The 22,124-nt window shown below is 53.7% G+C and carries 19 protein-coding genes and 1 pseudogene; all 20 read right to left on the bottom strand.

Annotated elements, in window-relative coordinates; all coding sequences use genetic code 11:
- Positions 1 to 42: 42 nt before the first annotated feature.
- A complete protein-coding gene (gene rfbD, locus NL510_RS08950) occupies positions 43 to 942 on the bottom strand; it encodes a dTDP-4-dehydrorhamnose reductase (RefSeq protein WP_253383855.1) in 900 nt (299 codons plus the stop codon).
- Positions 942 to 2,027, bottom strand: a complete 1,086-nt coding sequence (gene rfbB / locus NL510_RS08945; RefSeq protein WP_253383853.1) for a dTDP-glucose 4,6-dehydratase — start codon at positions 2,025 to 2,027, stop codon at positions 942 to 944. The genes rfbD and rfbB overlap by 1 nt, the downstream gene beginning before the upstream one ends.
- A 354-nt stretch (positions 2,028 to 2,381) precedes the next feature.
- The gene (gene galF, locus NL510_RS08940) at positions 2,382 to 3,278 is read right to left on the bottom strand and encodes a UTP--glucose-1-phosphate uridylyltransferase GalF (protein WP_253383851.1); all 897 of its coding nucleotides are present in this window, start codon (positions 3,276 to 3,278) and stop codon (positions 2,382 to 2,384) included.
- 176 nt (positions 3,279 to 3,454) lie between these two features.
- Positions 3,455 to 4,846: a colanic acid biosynthesis protein WcaM gene (wcaM, locus tag NL510_RS08935; RefSeq protein ID WP_253383849.1), complete on the bottom strand. Its 1,392-nt coding sequence runs from the start codon at positions 4,844 to 4,846 to the stop codon at positions 3,455 to 3,457.
- Positions 4,847 to 4,858: 12 nt separating this feature from the next.
- Positions 4,859 to 6,079, bottom strand: coding sequence for a colanic acid biosynthesis glycosyltransferase WcaL (wcaL, locus tag NL510_RS08930; RefSeq protein ID WP_253383847.1), 1,221 nt, complete (start codon positions 6,077 to 6,079; stop codon positions 4,859 to 4,861).
- Positions 6,076 to 7,356: a colanic acid biosynthesis pyruvyl transferase WcaK gene (gene wcaK / locus NL510_RS08925; RefSeq protein WP_253383845.1), complete on the bottom strand. Its 1,281-nt coding sequence runs from the start codon at positions 7,354 to 7,356 to the stop codon at positions 6,076 to 6,078. The genes wcaL and wcaK overlap by 4 nt, the downstream gene beginning before the upstream one ends.
- A gap of 17 nt (positions 7,357 to 7,373) precedes the next feature.
- Positions 7,374 to 8,852, bottom strand: a complete 1,479-nt coding sequence (gene wzxC / locus NL510_RS08920) for a colanic acid undecaprenyl disphosphate flippase WzxC (protein ID WP_253383837.1) — start codon at positions 8,850 to 8,852, stop codon at positions 7,374 to 7,376.
- 1 nt (position 8,853) lies between these two features.
- Positions 8,854 to 10,248, bottom strand: coding sequence for an undecaprenyl-phosphate glucose phosphotransferase (gene wcaJ, locus NL510_RS08915; RefSeq protein ID WP_253383835.1), 1,395 nt, complete (start codon positions 10,246 to 10,248; stop codon positions 8,854 to 8,856).
- 47 nt (positions 10,249 to 10,295) lie between these two features.
- Positions 10,296 to 11,666 carry a colanic acid biosynthesis phosphomannomutase CpsG gene (gene cpsG / locus NL510_RS08910; protein WP_253383833.1) on the bottom strand — a complete coding sequence of 457 codons (1,371 nt, stop codon included), beginning with the start codon at positions 11,664 to 11,666 and terminating at the stop codon, positions 10,296 to 10,298.
- 111 nt (positions 11,667 to 11,777) lie between these two features.
- Positions 11,778 to 13,214 carry a mannose-1-phosphate guanyltransferase gene (gene cpsB, locus NL510_RS08905; protein WP_253383831.1) on the bottom strand — a complete coding sequence of 479 codons (1,437 nt, stop codon included), beginning with the start codon at positions 13,212 to 13,214 and terminating at the stop codon, positions 11,778 to 11,780.
- Between the two features lie 3 nt (positions 13,215 to 13,217).
- Positions 13,218 to 14,441: a colanic acid biosynthesis fucosyltransferase WcaI gene (wcaI, locus tag NL510_RS08900; RefSeq protein WP_253383829.1), complete on the bottom strand. Its 1,224-nt coding sequence runs from the start codon at positions 14,439 to 14,441 to the stop codon at positions 13,218 to 13,220.
- A complete protein-coding gene (locus NL510_RS08895) occupies positions 14,438 to 14,917 on the bottom strand; it encodes a GDP-mannose mannosyl hydrolase (RefSeq protein WP_253384822.1) in 480 nt (159 codons plus the stop codon). Before NL510_RS08895 ends, wcaI begins: the two co-directional genes overlap by 4 nt.
- Positions 14,918 to 14,919: 2 nt before the next feature.
- Entirely contained in the window at positions 14,920 to 15,885 is a 966-nt protein-coding gene (gene fcl, locus NL510_RS08890; RefSeq protein ID WP_253384820.1) for a GDP-L-fucose synthase, read from the bottom strand.
- A gap of 2 nt (positions 15,886 to 15,887) precedes the next feature.
- Positions 15,888 to 17,010, bottom strand: a pseudogene (gene gmd, locus NL510_RS08885) (GDP-mannose 4,6-dehydratase).
- A 24-nt stretch (positions 17,011 to 17,034) separates the two neighbouring features.
- Positions 17,035 to 17,583, bottom strand: a complete 549-nt coding sequence (wcaF, locus tag NL510_RS08880) for a colanic acid biosynthesis acetyltransferase WcaF (RefSeq protein WP_253383818.1) — start codon at positions 17,581 to 17,583, stop codon at positions 17,035 to 17,037.
- A gap of 16 nt (positions 17,584 to 17,599) precedes the next feature.
- Positions 17,600 to 18,346 (bottom strand): colanic acid biosynthesis glycosyltransferase WcaE, encoded by a 747-nt coding sequence (gene wcaE, locus NL510_RS08875; RefSeq protein ID WP_253383816.1) that lies wholly within the window; start codon positions 18,344 to 18,346, stop codon positions 17,600 to 17,602.
- Positions 18,347 to 18,362: 16 nt separating this feature from the next.
- Positions 18,363 to 19,583, bottom strand: a complete 1,221-nt coding sequence (gene wcaD / locus NL510_RS08870; RefSeq protein WP_253383814.1) for a colanic acid polymerase WcaD — start codon at positions 19,581 to 19,583, stop codon at positions 18,363 to 18,365.
- On the bottom strand, positions 19,558 to 20,775 hold the full coding sequence (gene wcaC, locus NL510_RS08865) for a colanic acid biosynthesis glycosyltransferase WcaC (RefSeq protein WP_253383812.1): 1,218 nt from the start codon (positions 20,773 to 20,775) through the stop codon (positions 19,558 to 19,560). Before wcaC ends, wcaD begins: the two co-directional genes overlap by 26 nt.
- On the bottom strand, positions 20,772 to 21,263 hold the full coding sequence (gene wcaB, locus NL510_RS08860; protein WP_253383810.1) for a colanic acid biosynthesis acetyltransferase WcaB: 492 nt from the start codon (positions 21,261 to 21,263) through the stop codon (positions 20,772 to 20,774). Before wcaB ends, wcaC begins: the two co-directional genes overlap by 4 nt.
- Positions 21,263 to 22,105, bottom strand: a complete 843-nt coding sequence (wcaA, locus tag NL510_RS08855; RefSeq protein WP_253383808.1) for a colanic acid biosynthesis glycosyltransferase WcaA — start codon at positions 22,103 to 22,105, stop codon at positions 21,263 to 21,265. Before wcaA ends, wcaB begins: the two co-directional genes overlap by 1 nt.
- Between the last annotated feature and the right edge of the window lie 19 nt (positions 22,106 to 22,124).

The raw sequence follows: 22,124 nt of genomic DNA, 5'->3' as shown, positions 1-22,124 counted from the left end.
CATTATCTCTTTTAATACCAGAGGCTCACTTCGCCGTAAATTTTAGATAGTTACGGTCGTAAAGAGCTCAGTCAACATACGTTTAACACCCTGCTCCCACTGTGGTAGTTGCAGGTCAAAATTTTGCTCAAATTTTGCCGTGTTAAGCCGTGAATTGTTTGGTCTACGTGCAGGTGTAGGATAGGCGCTGGTTGCGACCGCATTCAGCCGGGACAGCTGCAGCTCAATGCCCGCTGCTCGCGCTTCATCAAACACGAATGCTGCATAATCGTGCCAGGTTGTTGTACCCGCTGCGACAAGATGATAAATCCCGGCGACGTCGGGTTTGACAACCGCAACGCGGAGGGCATGCGCAGTACAATCAGCAAGTAATTCAGCTCCCGTCGGTGCACCAAATTGATCGTTTATAACCGACAATTCATTGCGCTCTTTCGCCAGGCGCAGCATCGTTTTAGCAAAGTTATTGCCTTTCCCCGCATAAACCCAACTGGTGCGGAAAATCAAATGCTTAGGACAATACTCTTGCAAGGCTTTTTCGCCATCCAGTTTCGTCTGACCATAAACATTTAGCGGTGCAGTCGCATCCGTCTCACACCATGGCGTTTCACCTTCTCCTGGGAAAACATAGTCAGTAGAGTAATGAACCACCCAGGCGCCTAATTTTGCCGCTTCTTTAGCAATAGACTCAACGCTTGTCGCATTCAGTAACTGAGCGAATTCCGGCTCTGATTCCGCTTTATCAACCGCTGTGTGTGCTGCGGCATTGACGATAACATCTGGTTTAATCGCCCGCACCGTCTCAGCGATCCCTTCCGGATTGCTAAAATCGCCGCAGTGCTCTTTAGAGTGCACATCCAGCGCAGTGAGATTGCCTAACGGAGCCAGAGCACGCTGGAGTTCCCAGCCCACCTGCCCTGTTTTACCAAACAGAAGAATATTCATTATTTACGTTCTCCGTAGTTCTGTTCGATCCAGGTCTTATAGGCCCCACTTTTGACATTGTTAACCCAATCCTGGTTGCTCAAATACCACTCAACGGTCTTACGAATACCGCTTTCGAACGTCTCTTCAGGGTTCCAGCCCAGCTCAGCGCTGATTTTGTGCGCGTCAATTGCATAGCGGCGGTCATGGCCTGGACGATCGGCAACGTACGTGATTTGATCGCGGTATGAGCCCTCTTTTGGCACAATGTCATCCAGCAGATCGCAGATGGTATGTACCACGTCCAGATTCTGTTTCTCGTTATGACCACCGATATTATAGGTCTCACCCGGTTTCCCCTTGGTCACCACGGTGTACAACGCGCGGGCATGGTCTTCGACATACAGCCAGTCACGGATCTGATCGCCTTTGCCATAAATTGGCAGCGCTTTCCCATCGAGCGCATTAAGGATAACCAGTGGGATCAGTTTTTCCGGGAAGTGGTACGGACCATAGTTATTCGAGCAATTAGTAACAATTGTTGGGAAACCATAGGTGCGCAGCCAGGCGCGAACCAGGTGATCGCTGGACGCCTTAGAGGCGGAATATGGGCTGCTTGGTGCGTAAGCCGTGGTCTCTGTAAAGAGCGGCAAATCAGTTGCAGCCGAATGCTCATCAGGATGAGGCAAGTCACCGTAAACTTCATCAGTAGAAATGTGATGGAAACGGAAGGCTGTTTTAGCCGTATCATCCAGAGTAGACCAGTACGCACGCGCAGCCTCAAGCAGCACATAAGTTCCCACGATGTTAGTCTCTATGAACGCAGCCGGACCCGTAATAGAACGATCAACATGACTTTCTGCCGCCAGGTGCATAACCGCATCAGGTGTATGTTCGGCGAAGATACGCTCCATTGCCGCTTTGTCGCAGATATCAGCATGTTCAAAAACATACCGATTGCTATCATTAGCTTCGGTCAGTGACTCCAGGTTTCCGGCATAGGTCAGTTTATCCACATTGACGACTTCATCCTGGGTATGTTTAATAATATGTCGTACTACCGCAGAGCCGATAAAACCAGCCCCGCCCGTCACAAGAATTTTCACGTTGTCTATTCCGTCTATTGGCTATGTCGAGACATTGGCACTTTGAAACCTGGCTAAATAACAGCGATTCCAGTAATTACGCACGCTACCGCCCCTGGCTTAACAGCTACCAGTGCACTGAGTGAAGTTTGATAAATTGAAGTTCTGTGGTCATAAAGACAAACTCAAACTGGTTTAATTGTCTTCTTAAATGACATCAGAAACAAGCACAAATCGTAACAAAACCGACCAGATCACAATCAGATAATTCCCTGATATTACAGCGATAAATAGCAAAAAACGGCAATCTTCATTCTGGTTTTTCAGATCTCGCCAGAGTAAAGATTACCGCTTATACAGATTGAGAGAGTGGTATCAGTTTTTCGTCAACAACGTCTCAATCCGGCTTTTAAACTTCTGCCCTTCTTTCAGGTTACGCAGCCCATAGGTCACAAACGCCTGCATATACCCCAGTTTTTTACCGCAGTCATAGCTATCGCCGGTCATCAGCATGGCGTCAACGGACTGTTTTTTCGCCAGTTCGGCAATCGCATCGGTGAGCTGGATACGGTCCCAGGCGCCCGGTTCAGTTTTTTCCAGTTCGGCCCAGATGTCGGCGTTCAGCACGTAACGGCCAACTGCCATCAGGTCTGAATCCAGGGTCTGCGGCTGATCCGGTTTCTCAATAAATTCAACGATACGGCTCACCTGCCCTGGCGCCTCCAGCGCTTCTTTTGTCTGAATAACCGAGTACTCGGAGAGATCGCCTTCCATACGTTTCACCAGCACCTGGCTGCGGCCGGTTTCATTGAACCGCGCCACCATCGCCGCCAGGTTGTAGCGCAGCGGATCGGCTGACGCGGTATCAATAATAATGTCTGGCAGAACCACGATGAAGGGATTATCACCCACGACCGGGCGCGCGCAAAGAATGGAGTGCCCCAAACCCAGCGGCTGTGCCTGGCGCACGTTCATGATGGTCACGCCAGGAGGACAAATAGACTGAACTTCTGCAAGCAGCTGGCGTTTCACGCGCTGTTCAAGCAGCGCTTCGAGTTCGTAAGAGGTGTCGAAGTGGTTCTCTACCGCGTTTTTGGAAGAGTGAGTAACCAGGACGATTTCTTTGATCCCTGCAGCAACAATCTCGTCAACGATGTACTGAATCATCGGCTTGTCGACGATCGGCAGCATCTCTTTTGGAATGGCTTTAGTGGCTGGCAGCATATGCATGCCCAAGCCTGCTACCGGAATGACTGCTTTCAAATTAATCATTATTTCTTCCACCTTAAAATGGTTGACGAATTATAGCTCCTAAACATGGTTTCGCCAGCATGATTTGCCATAATTCTGGTACAATGTTACGTCTAAACATCACAAAATACAGTAGTGGTAATCTGAATATTTGATGTGTATGTCCCAGGCATAATCGTAAAACCAGCCACTCACGGTCATCGGTGCGGCAGCGCAAAATTTAGCCGCTCGGTATTCACGACGTCTTGATCCACCCGGTCGATATCCACTGAACTCTGCCCTTTTTCATTCACAGCTTTAATGTTTGCCAGCGACAGCAACGTTTCATCTTTGGCCATAAACTTGCCCCGGACATCCTTACGTAAGTCGAAGTTCATTTTCAACGCGGGCCCCACGGCGGCCTCTTGCATCACGCTGATATTGCGTAAGAAGAGGTGCTGAGGCTTATTATGCAGCTCAAGCGTTGCGCGCTGCATGTCAACGTTGGTGATAGCGACGAACGAGGTGGCATTGCCGGATGATATCTGTATTCCGCGCAATTTATAAGCAAGCTGGCGGTTGTCCAGGCGAATATCATTCAGCTTGAAGTTCTGCGGAATAGACAGATAGTCGCCTTTTATTACACCGTAGCCTATTAACATCCCGGCACTATTGACCATATCGACATTATCAATAACGAAATTATCACAGCCGTAAATGGCAACCGTGGCATTGTCTATTCCCGCCTTTTTACTAAAGTCCGGAGTAATGTTTTTGGCTTTTATATTACGGATAATAAAGTGTTTACCGTTTTCGACATGCACCAGCTGGCGACAGTTGCTGCCGGTGATATTCGCCACGACGAAGTTTTTCACGGTCTGTTTTTCAGGGTAGTCGTTGTCGTAGGTGCTGCCCGCAAGACCAATACCGATGCCCCAGTTGATCTTCCCGTTGGTGCAGTTGATGTTGTCGATGGTATGGTCAGAGATAAGGATATTGCGATCGTTGATCGCGACGTTCCACTCAATCGCATCCCCCTGCAGGTGGCTGAAGATCCCGTTGGTAATTCGCGCTCCGTCCACCTGGTTGTGGAACCCCTGGCGCAAAATCGCGTAGTTAGCCTGGCTCACCGTAATGTTGTCGATAAGCAGATTACGCATCACCCGGCGCTTTTTGCCGCCAATGTAAATCTGGGTGACCGGGCCAAAGCCACTCATCGCCAGCCCTTTGATCACGCAATTGGAACCGCGTACATCCAGGGTAATGTTGTGCGTGCGCCCTTCGCCTTCGCCTATCACTTTACAGCCTTCCTGCAGCACGAAACGCCCGCGCCCGTTGCCTTTCAGGCCACCGCGGATCAACAGGGTTTTGCCGTCAGGAATGAAGATGCCCGTATTGATGTTTTTGCATATGACATCGGCCGGGACAACAACAATATCGCCCTCGTTAAACGCCTGCTTAAAAGCGGCAATCCAGTCATTATTGTTATACTGATTGACAGAAACCGTCTTCCCGTTTGCCGCCCGCGCAACGCGGGACGATAACAGCGGCGCGGCCGCCAGGGCTGACAAACCAGAAACAAAGCGGCGTCGGGTAATCTTTTTCAGCATACAACCTCAGCATTACAGCGTTTGCAGCAGGCTCGCTAACTGGCGATTAATCACCTGCTGGTTGAAATCGGCCTCGACTTTTTGCCGGGCATTGTGCAGTACGGGCGCCAGTGCCTGCTGGTCGATATCGCTGAAAGCGGCCAACCGATCGGCCAGGGCCAGCGCATTGTTTTCTGGCACCAGCCAGCCGGAATAGTCAGACCGAATAAGTTCCGGGATCCCGCTATGCAGCGTCGAAACCACTGGAATACCCACAGCCATGGCCTCCATTAGCGCCACCGGGATCCCCTCCATATCACCATCGGTGCCGGTTACCGAGGGCAGCAGGAACACATCGGCTTCATCCAGCATGGCCTTCACCTCGTGGCTCGGTTTGAAGCCTGGCATTTCTACGTAGCCTTCCAGTTGATACTGTTCAATAAGGGTGCGTAGCCGACGCTCCCACGGCCCAATCCCCAGAATGCGATAGTGGAAATTCACCCCGCGCGCGCGCAACTGCCGACAGGCCTCAATGGCGACGTGCAGCCCTTTCTTTTCGGTCAGACGCGCCACAGAGATAATCTGCAGCGTTTTACCCGGCACTTTCACCGGGCGCAGGGTGAAGCGCGCTAAATCGACGCCCATTCGGGATACGGTAATTTTCTCTCCCGGACAGCCCATGTTTTTTAGTCGTCCGGCCCACAGGTCGCTGATGGGCAGCATCATGTCACCGCGATGAAAAAGCTGCTGATACTCTTGCGTGTAGTGGTTCAACACCTCGTGACTGGAGATATCAACCCCGTGAAAGATGGTCGCAATTTTGCCCTCAATCACCCCCAGCTCGCGCAGCTTAGCGGCGGTTACCCCCGCCGGGCCAAAGTGGGCGATAAACACATCGGCCCGATAAGGCCGTGAGGTTTGACCGCAGATAGATGACAGAATGAGGTTGCGGGATTCCGCCCCGTAGCGGGACACATTAAGCGCACGCCACGTCGATGCGCGGTAGAGGCCGCGCAGGGTCCGGCTGGCCCGATGGCGCAGTTTATCCAGCCTGGCGGAAGGTTCATCCTGCAGCCAGCGGGTTCTCGCCTCCAGCCCATACTGGGTATATGCGGCATGGGTATTTTGGGTGTCGCCCTTTTGCAGGGCGATAATCTCTACGTCGTATCCCATATCGATAAACGCAGTGATTTGGTTAAGCACAAAGGTTTCTGACGACAGTGGAAATTTCAGTAAGAAGAAACCAACCTTCATTTCCCCTCCCCTACGCGGTCGAGCACGGACTTCACCATTCCGATGCCTTTCTCGCGCTCGGCTTTCACCGCCACGGCCAGGCGTTGATTAATGGCAGGCAGTTGTCCCAGCGTATCGCCCACCGTCGAGCCGAGTGAACCATCCAGCAGATGGCGAATATCGACGGCCATTTCCGGCATGCCGAGCTGCTGCATTATCCCGGCGGACTTGTGTTCATAGTTAATCGCAATGGCTGGCGTGCCAAAGTTCATTGAGATGATCGCTGAATGCAGACGGGTACCTACCGTCAGATCGCAGACAGAAAGCAGCTTGCCCATTTCGAGGTCGTTCAGTTCATCCATCACCACATGATAACGAGACGGGTCATTCACCAGGTGGCTCAGGTTCAGCGCCACCATGCGGTCATCTTTGTTATAGCTGTCAATACCGGTACAGGTGGACAGCGCCAGCACCTGATAACCGCTGTCCAGCACGCGGTTAACGACGTCGGCAAACGCCTTTTCATACGCCGCCTGGGTTGTCCCCAGACGTTTATCGAAAGGCGCCAGCTCGCGTAACGTAATGGCGACCGTTTTCTGTTGCGCTGCGACGTCCAGCCAGTGCTGCACGGCGTAGCTCGGCTGGAAGCTATGCTCCTGGTGATCCACCAGCCAGGCGGTGTCTACCCCGTGTTCAACCTTCGAGGTATCAATATCGCTACGCTTCATCAGATCAAGGCTGACGGATTCACGCAGGATCAGCGCATCGCAGTGGCCAAATACGTAGTTGGCCAGCTGGTTGAACTGCGGATCCTGGAACGGCCCCACGCTGTGGCCCACCATAAACAGCGGTTTTTTCGCCATAAAGGTACACAGCGCGTGCTCAAACTGCGGCACGCCGTAGAGATCGACAAAGAACGAGCCGCCAACCTGGATAATGGCGTCATAGCCCGACAGCAGCCGGACAAAATCGGTAAATCCCTGGGCAATGGCGATATTACGCAGCTTGCCGGTGTCGGTCACTCGGGAGAGCAAAACCTGGTGCTGATAGCGACGGCGCAACACTTTTTTTACGCGTCCCATTACGCCCGCCGCGTTGTTATGCTGTTTCATTTGGCTGTAAAGCGGGTCGCCCATCACCGGGCGGTTCAGTAACCAGGATGAGCTGACCGGATAACGGCTCATCACATCCACTTCGGTCTCAGGCTCAAGAGTGTTAATGGCATCCAATAACCCGCGCAGAATGGCGCTGTCGCCACGGTTGCCGCAGGTATGGTTGCCAAGGATAAGTAATTTCATAATGGCCTCTTAAAGAATTAGCCTGCGCGAAGCAGCGTTTTCATTTTTTCGTTACGGCAAAACTGACGTTTTATTTCTACCACCAGCGCATTGCGGGACAGCACGATCATGACGGCGAACGCCAGCGCCCCGGCGCCAACCTGCACCGCCAGCAGCGCCGCTAAAGGCAGATGACCGTTGAGCACCACGCCCAGGCCATAGCTCACAACCAGGGTGGGCAATGAGAGGTAAAACGGCAGCCACAGGCTGAGGATGTACTGGCGATAGCTGGAACCCAGCACCGGCTTGATCATCACGAAATAGCTCAGCACGGTATTGATGATTTGCACCAGCAGGAACCCAAGCGTAACGCCGATGGCGCCCGCTATGTGCCCGCCCAGCAGAATCGCCGGAATAAACAGGAACGTTTTGAATACGTTGAATTTAAAGCTGATATCGACACGCGCTTTCGCCATCAGCAACGAACCAATCGGGTTACCCACGGAGCGCAGCAGCCCCACCACGCACAGCAGTTGCAGAACAGGCACGATGCTGTTCCATTTCTCGCCAAATACCAGCGGCACGAAATGACTGGAAACGACCATCAGCCCCAGCAGCACCGGGAAGTTGATAATCCCCACCACCGAAAGCAGCTTGTAGAAATTAACCCGTAGTTTTTCGCTGTCGTCCTGAATTTTGGCGAACGCCGGAAACAGCACGCGGGTGATAATCGGGTTGAGCTTCATCGGCGGCACCACCGCGACGTTATAGGCCAGGTTATAGCCTCCCGCCACGCTGGCCCCGAGAATGCGCGCCAGCACCAGCGTGGAGAGGTTGGTATTGACGTAGTTGATGATGCTGTCGGCAGTCAGCCATGCGCCAAAGCGCAGGTTAGACGACACAGACGCCAGTGAGAAATGCAGGCCCGGGCGATAAATCTTGCGGCCAAAGTAGCCGAACAGCAGCGTGCGTACGGCGGAGTTCACCAGATAGCCGAGGATCGCCGTCATCGCCAGCGGCCAGAAATGGGCGCTGACCACGGTGAAGGTAAATCCCGCGAGGACGGCGCTGGTTTCAATCATGCCAATCTTGTTGAATTCCAGCTCTTTTTGCATCAGGGCGCGGAACTGCTGCCCGTGGGGGATCACCACAAAGGCCAACGACAGCGTGCGCATCAGCGGCGCCAGGTCCGGGTTATGCAGCACGCGGGCAAGGGTATCGCTGAGCAGAAACACCAGCACAAAAACGACGATCCCGAGCCCCACGTTCAGCCAGTAGAGCGTGGTCAGCTCCAGCTGGCTTATCACTTTGCGCTGGATAATCGAGTTGGCGATACCAAAGTCAGACAGCGTATCGGCCAGGGCGATAATCACCAGCGCGACGGTCAACAAACCGAACTGATGATTATCAATAATGCGCGCCAGCACCGTCATCTGGACCAGCCCCAGGCCGATGATGATAACGGTCGCCATCGCTGACCATTTTGCGCCGCTGATGGTTTTTTCACGTAAGCTCATCTTAGTACGCCGCTTTGTTCACAAAACCTTTAAAGATAGTCAGAAAGACGATTTTGATATCGAACCAGAGGCTCCATTCACGGATGTACTCCAGATCGAATTCAATACGTTTTTCCATTTTTTCCAGCGTATCGGTCTCGCCGCGCCAGCCGTTAATCTGCGCCCAGCCGGTTATGCCAGGCTTCACCTTGTGGCGCAGCATGTAGCCTTCAATCAGTGAACGATACTGCTCATTATGCGCAACAGCGTGCGGACGCGGCCCGACGATCGACATGCCGCCGGTGAACACATTAATAAACTGCGGCAGTTCATCCAGCGAGGTACGGCGCAGGAAGTTACCCACCCGCGTTACGCGCGGATCGTTCTGCGTCGCCTGCGTCACCACCTTGTCGTTTTCCATCACCTTCATCGAGCGGAATTTCCATACCATGATGGGCTTGCCGTCCATGCCGTAACGCCGCTGACGGAAAATGACCGGGCCAGGCGAGCTGAGCTTGACCGCCAGCGCAATGCAGCACAGCACCGGAGAAATCAGCAATAAAATCAACGACGAGAGCACAATATCTTCCAGGCGTTTCAGCACCCGGTTGATACCCGAAAGCGGTGTGTCGTATAGCGGGACTACCGGTACGCCATTCACCTCTTCAACGCGTGAATGAAGGATATTGAAGGTAAAGACGTCAGGGATCAGAATAACCGAGCAGGTGGTGTCGGCCAGCTCACGCACCAGGTGTTTAATGCAGGCTTCATCACGCATTTGCATGGCAATGTAGACGTTATGAATTTTGCCCGCTTTGGCATCCTCGAGGAGCTGGGCGAAGTTGCCTGCCCAGTCAGAGGAGACGCCGCCAGGCTTAGCGTCGTGATAAATCCCCACCACGTCCAGACCGAGCCACGGCTCTTTACGGAAGCTGTCCAGCAGTACCTGTCCCACCGGCAAATCCCCGGCTACGGCCACATAACGCGTGTTATAGCCCCGGTTGCGCAACCAGCCGGCAGCAAAGCGAATCAAAGAGCGGCATACCACCATGCCGACGCTGGTAAGCATGTACCAGCCCAGGTAGGTCATCAGGCGATTATCGAAATCATGGCTAAACGCCACCAGGCCGGCGCTGAAAATCAGGCTTAAGGTCCAGTTTTGCAGCAACAGCATCAGCTCGGTCGTCATTTTAACGCCGCGCCACGAGCGGTAAAAATCGGTCATCCCGCCGATCATCTGAAAGACAACCAGTGCGATCAGCGCCATCAGCAGGTGCATGTAGAAGAAGTGTTGTCCGCTAAGCCAACATACCACCCACAATCCGCCGACCATGATGGTGATATCAGAAAAACGCTGCACCATAGAGATTAACGATGCATTCGTTCTCGCTCGTTCGCGTTTTTTGAGATTCGTCATCGTTGTTCCTGTATTCGGGTCCCCCTCCCGGCGGGAGGGGAGAAATTTTACTGATTCAACAGCGCCAGAATGTCTTTCGTTCGCGCGTCCATCAGCGCCGTGTCAGCACGGGACTCCACGTTCAGGCGCACTACCGGCTCGGTATTTGAAGAGCGCAAATTAAAGCGCCACTGCGGGAATGCCATGCTGATACCGTCGGTACGGTCAATTTCCAGCGCGTGGATCGCAAAGTGCTGCTCCACACGGGCAATCGCCTCGGCGGGCTGTGCCAGCGTGCTGTTAATCTCTCCGCTGGCCGGGAATGCCGCCATGCGGTCACGTACCAGTTCGCCCAGGGTCTGCCCTTTCAGGCACAGCAGTTCGGTTACCAGCAGCCACGGGATCATCCCGCTGTCGCAGTAGGCAAAGTCACGGAAGTAATGGTGAGCGCTCATCTCGCCGCCGTAGATGGCATTTTCTTCGCGCATCCGCTCTTTGATAAAGGCGTGACCGGTTTTGGACATCACCGGCAGGCCGCCTGCCGCCGTGACCACGTCGACGGTGTTCCAGGAAAGACGCGGATCGTGAATGATCTTCGCCCCCGGGTTTTTCTCCAGGAAAGCTTCTGCCAGCAGGCCGACAATATAGTAGCCCTCGATAAACTGGCCTTTCTCATCAAACAGGAAGCAGCGGTCAAAGTCGCCGTCAAAGGCGATGCCCATGTCAGCGCCGTGCTCAATCACCGCGTTACGGGTGTCGTCCCGGCACTCCGGCAACAGCGGGTTGGGGATACCGTTGGGGAAATTGCCGTCCGGCGTGTTATGGACCTTAATGAACGTCACCGGCACATTCAGGGCCTTAAAACGGAACTCCAGCGCATCAATCACCGGGCCAGCCGCCCCGTTACCGGAGTTGATCACAAGCGTGAGCGGCTTAAGATTCGCCACGTTGATGTAGCCCAGCAGGTGGTCGATATACTCTTTTTGCAGGGTAATGTGTCGGTAGCTGCCGCGCTTCGCCTCGTTCACCGGCGGGAAGTCGTTGGCCACCGCCAGACGCTGCACGTCGCGCAAACCGGTGTCACCGCTGATAGGTCGCGCGCCTTTGCGCACCAGCTTCATCCCGTTGTAATCCATCGGGTTATGGCTGGCTGTGACTTCAATACCGCCGTCCACGTCAAGATGGAAAGTGGCAAAATAGATCTCTTCGGTGCCCGACAGGCCGATATCCAGCACATCCACGCCCGCGTCCTGCAGCCCTTTTGCCAGCGCCAGCTTCAGGGACTCGCTGGTCAAACGCACGTCACCGCCCAGCACGATGGTCTGCGGCTTTAAATATTCGCCATACGCGCGGCCAATGCGCCAGGCAATGTCTTCGTTCAGCTCTGCACCCAGCTTGCCGCGAATGTCGTAGGCTTTAAAACAGGTTAATTTTTCCATTATGACCCCTTCTTCAGGCAACAGTTAGCCCTGGCCTCTAAACAGCCAAATTCATTTTTTGTTATTCGTAGGCCCGGTAAGCGCTGCGCCACCGGGCGTAATGCGAAAGTGCTACACCCGTCCGTATCGATCCTGGAAACGAACAATGTCGTCATCTTCCAGATACGAGCCGGAACGCACTTCAATTAAGTCGAGAGGAATTTTCCCCGGGTTTTCCAGGCAGTGCGTCGCCCCGAGCGGAATATAGATAGACTCGTTTTCACCCAGCAGTTTTATCTCACCGTCGATGGTGACTTTGGCGGTACCGGCCACCACCACCCAGTGCTCGGCACGGTGATGATGCATCTGGACCGACAGGCCTTCACCCGGCTTCACGGTGATGCGTTTTACCTGGTAACGATCGCCCGAATCGATGGAGTCATATTTCCCCCACGGGCGGTAGACTTCGCGGTGAATATGGTGCTCATGACGACCATCGGCCTTGATCTGCTCGACCACTTTTTTAACGTCCTGCACGGCGTTACGGTCGGCGATCAGCACCGCATCTTTGGTCTGCACCACCACCAGATCTTTCACCCCTACCGTCGTCACCAGGCCAGATTCAGCGTAGACGTAGCTGTTTTCCGTTTTGTGGCTAATCACATCACCGTGATGGACGTTACCCTCCGGGGTATGCGCACTGATCTCCCACAAGGATGACCAGGAGCCAACATCGCTCCAGCCCGCATCCATCGGCACGACCACCGCGTGGGCCGTGCGCTCCATCACCGCATAGTCAATGGACTCTTCCGGACAGGCGAGGAAGGCTTGCTCATCCACGCGGATGAAGTCGAGATCCGGATCAACCACCGCCATCGCTTTTTCGCAGGCGCGCAGAATATCCGGACGATATTTTTCCAGCTCTTCCAGATAGCGCCCTGCGCGGAACAGGAACATCCCGCTGTTCCAGTAATATTCGCCGCTGCCGACATAGGCCTGCGCGGTTTCGAGATTCGGTTTTTCGACAAACTGCGCCACGTCAAACGCCACGCAATCGCCTTCGCCCGGCGTCACGTTGCCACGACGAATGTAGCCATAGCCCGTTTCCGGCAGGTCCGGCACGATGCCAAACGTCACCAGCTTACCGCTATCGGCATAAGGAATAGCGGCACGAATCGCCTCGCGGAAAGCGTCTTCCTGCTGTATGACATGGTCTGCGGCCAGCACCAACATCAGCGGGTCGCAATCCGGGCTACTGCGCTTTGCCGCCAGCGCCGCCAGGGCGATGGCGGGCGCGGTGTTACGCCCGGCAGGCTCCAGAATGATATTTTCCGTGAGCTTGTTCAGCTGGCGCAACTGCTCAGCCACGATAAAGCGGTGTTGTTCGTTACAGATCACCACCGGGCTTTCACACTCAACGCCCTGCAGACGGTTGACCGTCGTTTGCAGCATGGTGAGTTCCCCTTTCAGACAGAGGAATTGTTTTGGATAGAGCACGCGGGACAGCGGCCACAACCGGCTACCAGAGCCACCTGCCATCACGACCGGATACAACGTGGTTTGACTCATGATTTATCCCCGTATATCTGCAATAAATTGGCTCAGCACGTTCTCTTTCTCGAGGGTGCGTTCGGCATATTCACGTGCCACCGTGTTCTCTTTTGGCATGGCAAGCGCCTGTTCAATGCCGGATACCAGCGCAGCGACCGATTCCGGCGCCACGCAAACGGCAATTCCCGGATGGCTTTCGCAGAGCTGGCCTAATTCGGTTTCAGCTTCTGCTGTGATCACCGCGTTGCCGCCGACCGCCAGAATATTGGTCAGCTTGGACGGCAGCACCGCATCCGCCGCGCCGCGTTTTTGCACCACCAGATGGCAGTCCCCCATCTTCAGCAACGCAGGCAGCGCCTCGTAAGACTGAAGCGGGAAAAATTTCACGTTTGTCAGGCCGCGCTCGCCGGCCATTTTCTCCAGCCGCCCTTTCCCACCGCCCTGCCCGACAATCACAAACATCCATGAATGTTTGCTAAGCTGGGCTGCGGCTTCAATTACGCTCTCCAGCCCCTGCTTTTCACCGATATTGCCCGAGTAAAGAATGATTTTTTGGTCATCAGGCAAACCGAGCTGACTGCGTAACGCCTGAGCATCACCGTCGGTTACGTCGCGAAAACGCGCCACTTCGGACCAGTTCGGGAAGAAGATCACTTTTTTAGCCGCCACGCCCTTCTCACGGGCTTTATTCATCATCGAGCGCGAAATAGTGGAGACATAATCAACGTTATGCAGCCCGCTTCGCTCAAAGGCGCTGGCCAGTTTCGCCACTTTGCCGCCCCTACCCTTGCCTGCCATTCCCAGGCCGAGCATCGCGTCCACCTCGTAATCCTGGATGTGCAGCAGCGTGCGCGCGCCGGAGAGTTTTCCCAGCAGACGCATACCCGGCGTGCAAAACAGCGTCGGCACTACGCCGATGATGCGATCCGGCTTCCAGCGGCGCTGCGCCATCAGCGGGAAGAAACTGCTCAGGGCAAAGCTGCCGAGATGCAATAAACGTTTCAGCGTGGACGGCTGCTTCGGTACATACAGCGGGCAACGCCAGACGGTCGCGGCCCCCTCCTCGCGGCGGTAGCGCCAGCTGGAATACCGTTCGCCCACCTTCCACTCCGGGTAGTACGGCGGCGCGGTGATGACCCGCACGTCATGGCCCTGGCTCGCCATCCACTCGACCATCTCGCCGGTGTACTTCCCGATACCGGTCAGCTCCGGCGAGTAGTTAATTCCATAGACAAGGATCTTCATAGTCCTGGCACCCGGGCCTGACGAGCGGTCAGGAAATAGGCACGGCTGTTGTCATGCACGTTTTCGCTGGCAAGCAACGCCTCTGGCGCTTGCCACCGGTAGTCGTCATGCTGAGAATCAGGCAGATGCAGGTCTGCCTCACTCACCTTCAGGCGAAAACCGAGCACCACGTAGTGGGTGGTGAACCCGGTGCCTGAAAAATTATCGTCATAGAAGTGCTGCCAGACCCCGTAAAACTGGCCCGCTGCCATCGGCAACCGCAGGCCCAGTTCCGCCAGAGTGAGGCGCGCAAAGGCATTAGCCAGCGTTTCATCCTTCTGCACGCGCCCGCCGGGCACGAACCAGAAGCCCTGTGCAGGACGGTTGGTTCGTTTCCCCAGCAAGAACTCGCCGCGTTCGTTCTCCACAATCAAATCAATTGAGATGAGCGGAGTGGAACGAACGATCGTGGCAAAATCTTCCTGACTTAAAAACATCATTACCCCCGGAAGCGGTGCTGGTTTTCCAGGAACCACTGGTAGGTGCTTGCCAGCCCCTGCTCCAGTGACACCTCGTGATACCAGCCCAGTTGATGCAGACGGGTCACGTCCAGCAGTTTGCGTGGCGTGCCGTCCGGTTTTGTGGCGTCAAATACCACGCGGCCTTTGTAGCCCACCACCTGGGCGATGGTCTGCGCCAGCTCGCGAATGGTGCAGTCCACTCCGGTACCGACGTTGATGTGCGACAGCATCGGCTCGGTATTCTCCTGCCACACTTCGCGATCCAGCTCCATCACGTGAATGCTGGCAGCCGCCATATCACCCACGTGCAAAAACTCACGCATCGGCGTCCCGCTGCCCCACACCACCACGTCCGGGGCGTTCTCTGCCGTGGCCTCGTGGAAGCGACGCAGCAGCGCCGGGATCACGTGCGAGTTGCTCGGGTGGAAGTTGTCGTGCGGGCCGTACAGGTTGGTCGGCATCACCGAACGATAATCGCGGTCATACTGACGGTTGTAAGATTCACACAGCTTAATCCCGGCAATCTTGGCAATGGCGTAGGGCTCGTTGGTCGCTTCAAGCGTGCCCTGCAGCAGTTCGCTTTCGGCGATCGGCTGGCTGGCCATTTTCGGGTAAATACAGGATGAGCCGAGGAACAACAGCTTGTTCACGTTGTGCAGGTGCGCCGCGTGAATGATGTTGCTCTCAATCATCATGTTTTCGTAGATGAAATCCGCCGGATAGGTGTTGTTGGCGACAATACCGCCCACTTTTGCCGCCGCCAGATACACCTGGTCAATACGTTGACTGGCAAAGAAGTCCTGTACCGCCGCGCCGTCGAGCAGGTTAAGCTCATCACGGGTGCGTACGATGACATCCACGTCGCCGCGCTGCTCCAGCTGGCGTTTAATCGCGGAACCGACCATTCCGCGATGACCGGCGACAAAAATACGTTGTTTTGTCATCATCAGGACTCCAGCGCGATCGCAACCTCGTAGCCATGCGACTTAAGCAGAGAGTGTTTTTTTCGCTGCTTCAAGATCGTTGGCTACCATCTCAGAGACCATCTCCTGCAGCGTGGTTTCTGGTTTCCAGCCCAGGGTTTCGTGCGCTTTGGTTGGGTCGCCCAGCAGGGTTTCAACTTCAGCAGGACGGAAGTAACGCGGGTCAACCTGCACAATTACGTCGCCTGGTTTCACGCCCGGTGAGTCGTGACCAGTCACCGAAACGACGATACCTTTCTCTTCAACGCCGGTACCTTCAAAGCGCAGTTTGATGCCCAACTGTGCCGCCGCCATTTCCACGAACTGGCGCACGGAGTACTGCACACCGGTCGCAATCACGAAGTCTTCCGGTTTGTCCTGCTGCAGCATCATCCACTGCATTTTCACGTAGTCTTTGGCATGACCCCAGTCACGCAGGGAATCCATGTTGCCGAGGTGCAGGCAGGACTCCAGTCCCTGAGCGATGTTGGCGATCGCACGGGTGATTTTGCGGGTGACGAACGTTTCACCGCGACGGGGGGATTCATGGTTGAACAGAATGCCGTTACAGGCGTACATACCGTAGGATTCACGGTAGTTCACGGTGATCCAGTAGGCATACAGTTTTGCTACCGCATACGGCGAACGCGGGTAGAACGGCGTGGTCTCTTTCTGGGGAATTTCCTGTACCAGGCCGTACAGCTCAGAGGTGGATGCCTGATAGAAACGGGTTTTCTTTTCAAGGCCGAGGAAGCGAATAGCTTCCAGCAGACGCAGCGTACCCATGGCATCAACGTCGGCGGTGTATTCCGGCGATTCGAAAGAAACCGCAACGTGGCTCATCGCCCCCAGGTTGTAGACTTCATCCGGCTGCACTTCCTGCAGGATGCGGGTCAGGTTGGAGGAATCGGTCAGATCGCCATAGTGCAGATGGAATTTCGGGTTCGCCGAGTGCGGATCCTGGTAAATATGATCCACGCGCTCGGTGTTGAACGAAGAAGCACGACGCTTAATTCCATGAACTTCATACCCTTTTTCCAGCAGCAATTCTGCCAGGTAAGAACCATCCTGCCCGGTAACGCCGGTGATGAGAGCGACTTTAGACATGTTTATATTCCTCTACTTATGAATTTAATCAGTTTCAACGCGTTCGCGTATCACCACTGCGGGGTTGCCACGGCAAATTTTATTTGCCGCAAGCGATTTAAAAACGCTGCTACGGGCGCCAACCACCGTGCCATCGCCAATAGAGACGCCCGGTGCCACAAATACATCGGTTGCCAGCCAGCATTTCTCGCCAATCACAACGGGGCTGGCGGTAATATCAAAATGCTGGCGCATAAAATCGTGGCTGCCGGTACACAAATAACATTTCTGTGAAACTACTGAATTGGCGCCAATAGTGATATCACCCAGGGTATAGAGCACCGCGTCATCGCCTACCCAGGCGTAATCCCCTAACGTTAATTTCCAGGGATAGGTAATTTTGACAGACGGTCTAATCACTACGTTTTTTCCGATTTTCGCACCAAACAGACGTAATAAAAATACGCGCCAGCGGTAGAGTATTTGCGGTGACCAGGCAAATAAGGTTGCCTGAACGGCCCACCATAATTGCACCTTAATACCCCCAGCACCGCGAAAGCCTTTCGGCACCGTAAATCCTTTCAGATCCTGCATTAGGTTTCCTTATATTTCAGACTTTGTTATATAAGGCTTTTGTTTTACCCGTGGTTTTTAGGCGCATAAAATAAGACAATTCTGCCCACAGCCCCGGCACGCGTAATATTTTACGCTGGACGTTTTTTGCATCCTGGCACAGTTCAAGATTATTAGACGTTGACACGCCACCCATTGAAAATTCAGATACCAGGCCTTTTATACGACGGAACGGATAACCCGATTTGTACAGGCTGGCCGCCAGGGCATAATCAGATGACACTTTATACTGTAAATCGTAGGGCTGTTTTTTAAGGCCTTTTACCGGGAAGAAAATAGCCTGATGGCTGGCCGGTAAGCTGTGATAGATATACCAGCCTGGTTTCGCGTTGCGGCACATTTTATTACCGTCGCCAAAATCGAGCAGCGCATCGCCAATATACATCGCGTCTTCTTTCTGGCGCGCCAGCTGGCGGGCAAAGCGTGCGACATCTTCATGGAACACATCGCCGGAATTCAGGAAGATGGCATAGCGACCCTGCGCCATCTCAATGCCCTTATTCATGGCATCATAGATGCCTTTATCTTTCTCGCTGATGTAGCGTAAGTTGAACTCTCCGTTGAGTTTTTCCAGAAACTCCGCCGTACCGTCATTGGAGCCGCCATCCACGACAATCCACTCAAAGGTCAGGCTCGGATCGCGTGCCAGATTGCGCAGCGAGCGCCAGGTTTTTGCCACCCCTTCGTAGTTACGAAAGGCGACGGTCACCACGCTAAGAAACATAAATCACCTCATTTCGTCATACGTTCGTAATATTGAGCGCTTTACGCAAAATAAACGGACAGACAATCAAGAAAGCATATTCCGGGCTAAATATTGACCCGGTAAAAAACAGCGATACTGGCGTAAAAAGATACAACTGCACACGAAAGTTTTGGTTATCGCCAAACGCGTTGATCATCATTTTGAATACTTTAAACAGATACCAGAGCGTCAACAGCACGGCAAACCACGAAAAATAAATAATCAACAGATACAGGCCATTGTCTATGGTTTTACCGACATCCGCACCGTTAAAGATTCCGAATGATGCGACATATTCGTAAAGTGAGCCAAATCTTACTACACCATCAATATGGGTTAAGGAATAACCCACCATAACCAGTGGTCCGATAATGCGATAATAGGACGACGAACCTTCCGTTCCCAAATCTCCCAGTCGGGTAGAAATGTACGGAAAAGCAAATATTATACCGACTAAGAATACCGTCAGAGAGATAATCGCCAGCGGCAATTTTTTCTTTACCGCATCTTTGTTCAGATACTGGAACGCCCACTCCAACAGGTAAAACAGAATAAACGTCATTACCCCGGAAAACGACCCAGACAGAACGATTCCTGCAAGAATCATAGCATCGGTTTTGGGGGTTTTGATACCAAACTGTTTGATGCTGAGCCAAATTGAGATTAATGCCAGAGCAAAAAACGCCGGTTCAAAATAGAGCGCCGTAGTACGCTTACCACCAAACTTAATGAAGTTCAGCACATAGCTGTTACTGTAAATAAGATATTTCGAAATCATCTCCATCAGGCTACTACCGCCGGTCAAAATAATTTGCGCCATCTCCAGTGCAGCAAGCATAACAATTAGCGCAACGGCAATATAAAAGAACCTAAGGATTTTCCGATAATTGTGCGGTGAAATTGTTTTAAAGCGGATACTCCAGACCATGCCGATAATAATAACGATATACACAAACAGCATCGTCGACGTGACATATTTGCTGGCATCCAGCGACTGACCAAAAATGTAGTTAAATGCCGTTAGCCCGACGCCCAGCCCTAAGGCAATCATCAGCTTCCTGAGGTTGATTTTATCGACATACAACAGAAGCAGAACCGGCAGGAAGGTAACGATAGTGATCGGGAAGCTTTCGCCGAGCTGGGCGATTTTAACGTTGACCAGCAAATAGATCAGCGGCAGCAGCAGATAACTACAGATCCTGATAGAACGAGACATACTCCTCCAGCATCTGTTGACCACTGTAAGCCTTACGGCTGCGGTTGCGGAATGATTCCAGGTCAGTGCCAAAAACAGCCTGCGCAATATCGGCCTTTGGCAACTGCACCAGCGGCAGCACCTCATGTTCAGCAAACGTTCTGCCGCCCGATTTTTCCAGCACTTCGCGCGCGGCGTCGCTGTGGGTGGCAATCACCGGCACCCCGATGGAGAGGGCCTCGCAGAGGATCAGTGGATAGTTATCCACGCGGGAGCTAAACACCAGCGCGTCCATGGCGTTCAGGGCACTCATCAGCCTACGTTTATCGGTTTCAAAGCCGTGATTGACCACGTTCGGCCCTTCAAACGGCGAAAACTTGCCGAAGGTGTGCAGTTCGATGTTGTCACTCAGCGCCATCATCTCGCGTACCAGTTGCTGATTGGTTTTGCCGTCATAACGCAGGTCATGGGCAACGATAGCGATTTTCGGTTTGCCGGATGTTGGGGCAACGGGTGTCAGCTCGGCGAGGATCGCTTCCGTCGCCACGTCAATCCCGTTGTTGATTATCTTGCAGCGCCCTGCCCCATACAGGCTATTGAATGCATCCGCCACGTGCTGGCTGGGGGAGATAAAAGTACATCCCAGCGAAAGCATGTCGCGGAACAGCTGACGTTTGCCTGACACCAGCTGATGCGCGCGATCGACTTTAACCGGCGGATAGTTGCTGAGCGTTGGACATTTCTGGCACTGGCTCTTCCAGCCTTCGCAGCCATCGGTGAAGGCGCAGCGTCCGGTTACGCTCCAGTGGTCATGCAACGTCCAGACGAAGCGGGTATCTGGTTTGTGCGCCTGAACGTTTTCACAAAATGCCACCACCCCGGCCAGGTTCAGCCAGTAGCTGTGCAGAACGTGAAAATGCAGCACCACAGGCCCGGGGGTGCGCGTCACCGTGCGAGAAAGGCTATTAAGATTGCCAAACAGATCGCGGTTGAACAGTCGAAACAGGGCAATATTGGCGATAGAGGTCAGACGCGGCGTCTGCTTTATCACCTGCGGATAGTTATCGTGGCTGACGCTTTTCTTGCCGCCTTTGCCATAGCCGTAGACAAAACGAGACTGAAGCCCCTTTTGCAACGCGCGCTGGTGCAGATCCAGCGCTACGCCCGCCGCCCCGCCCTCTGCGAGGCGGACGTTGAATTGCAGAATGTTCATTTGATTACCTTCACGCGGGCTTTTTCCCCTGTCACCAGCGCATTATCAGGAATGCTGTCCAGCACCACGCTGCCTGCGCCAATCGTCACGTTGTTACCGACAGTGATATCGCCAATCACCACTACGTTGGCGCCCAGCTCGACGTTATTACCAATCACCGGGCAGGCCAGGCTGGCTGGCCCACGGTTACCGAGGGTGACCGCGTGACGAATAGTGAAATCATCCCCCGCAACCACAAACTTATTGATCACCACCGCGTAGCCGTGGTGAATGGTAAAGCGGCGGCCGATGGTCGCGGCGGCCTGTATTTCATAGCCGAAGAGACACTCGGTGATGATGCGGTATAGCACCAGAACCGGCGCGGCCCAAATATTGTTCAGCACGTTCTTCTTGCGCCACACCGAGCAAAAATGTGCAATGCGATACGCCAGAACCATGCAGCACGGACGCAGGCTCCAGCTGTTTGCGCGACAATCTTCCAGAAACATTATTTCCCCCGAAGTCCATCAGCCAGACGCTTGCCGTTACGCACGGAAAGCAGCGTTAGCAGGGTGCGCCAGTTCATCCGCTTGTTGCGGATCTGATAGAGGGTAAAGAGCTGATATTTACGGCTGGCACGGTCAAACTTGTCCTTGTGCTTACGGTAAAAGTGGAAATAGCCCGAAAATTTCTTCGGCGAAGAGGTAATTTGCATCTCACCATGGTTGATGTGCAGGATTTGCGTGGCCTCTTCCACTTTCCACGGCTCGCCATATTCCACGACCATGCGCAGGAAAATGTCGTAATCCTGTGCGGCTTTGAGATCGGTATCGAACAGACACGCTTTAAAGCGCCACGCCCAGGTAAAGACCTGATTACCAATTATATTGCGCTTGTAAAACAGGCGACGGGAATAGGGTGATTTCGGGTACAACGGCAGGCTGGCGGGCTGAGAGTAAACCTCTCCCTGGCAAACGTAGTCATTGGCATACAGGAACGCGTGCGTAACCAGTTGGTGCTTATGCGACAAAAAGACAGACAGTCGGTTTGGCGTCCATTCGTCATCATCGTCAATGCCGGTCAAATACTGCCCTTTCGCCTGCCTGATCGCCTGATTACGCACTGCACATGCCCCGGAATTGATCGGGTTATGGGTATAGACCACGCGCGAGTCATGGAGGTCAGCGACAAATTTTTGCAGTTGTTCATACGAAGATGAGCAGTCATCCACAATGATCAGCTCCCAGTTGTCGTAATCCTGTCGCAGCACCGATTTAATGGCGCGGATCGCCAGTTGCTGACGATTCCATGTCGGCATATAGATAGATATCAAAGGGCGTTGTGTGGTCATAGTAATCCCCTACTCCCCC

The sequence above is a fragment of the unidentified bacterial endosymbiont genome (genome assembly GCF_918797525.1).
Classification (GTDB): Bacteria; Pseudomonadota; Gammaproteobacteria; order Enterobacterales; family Enterobacteriaceae; genus Enterobacter.
This window is presented reverse-complemented; position numbering and strand designations above follow the sequence as displayed.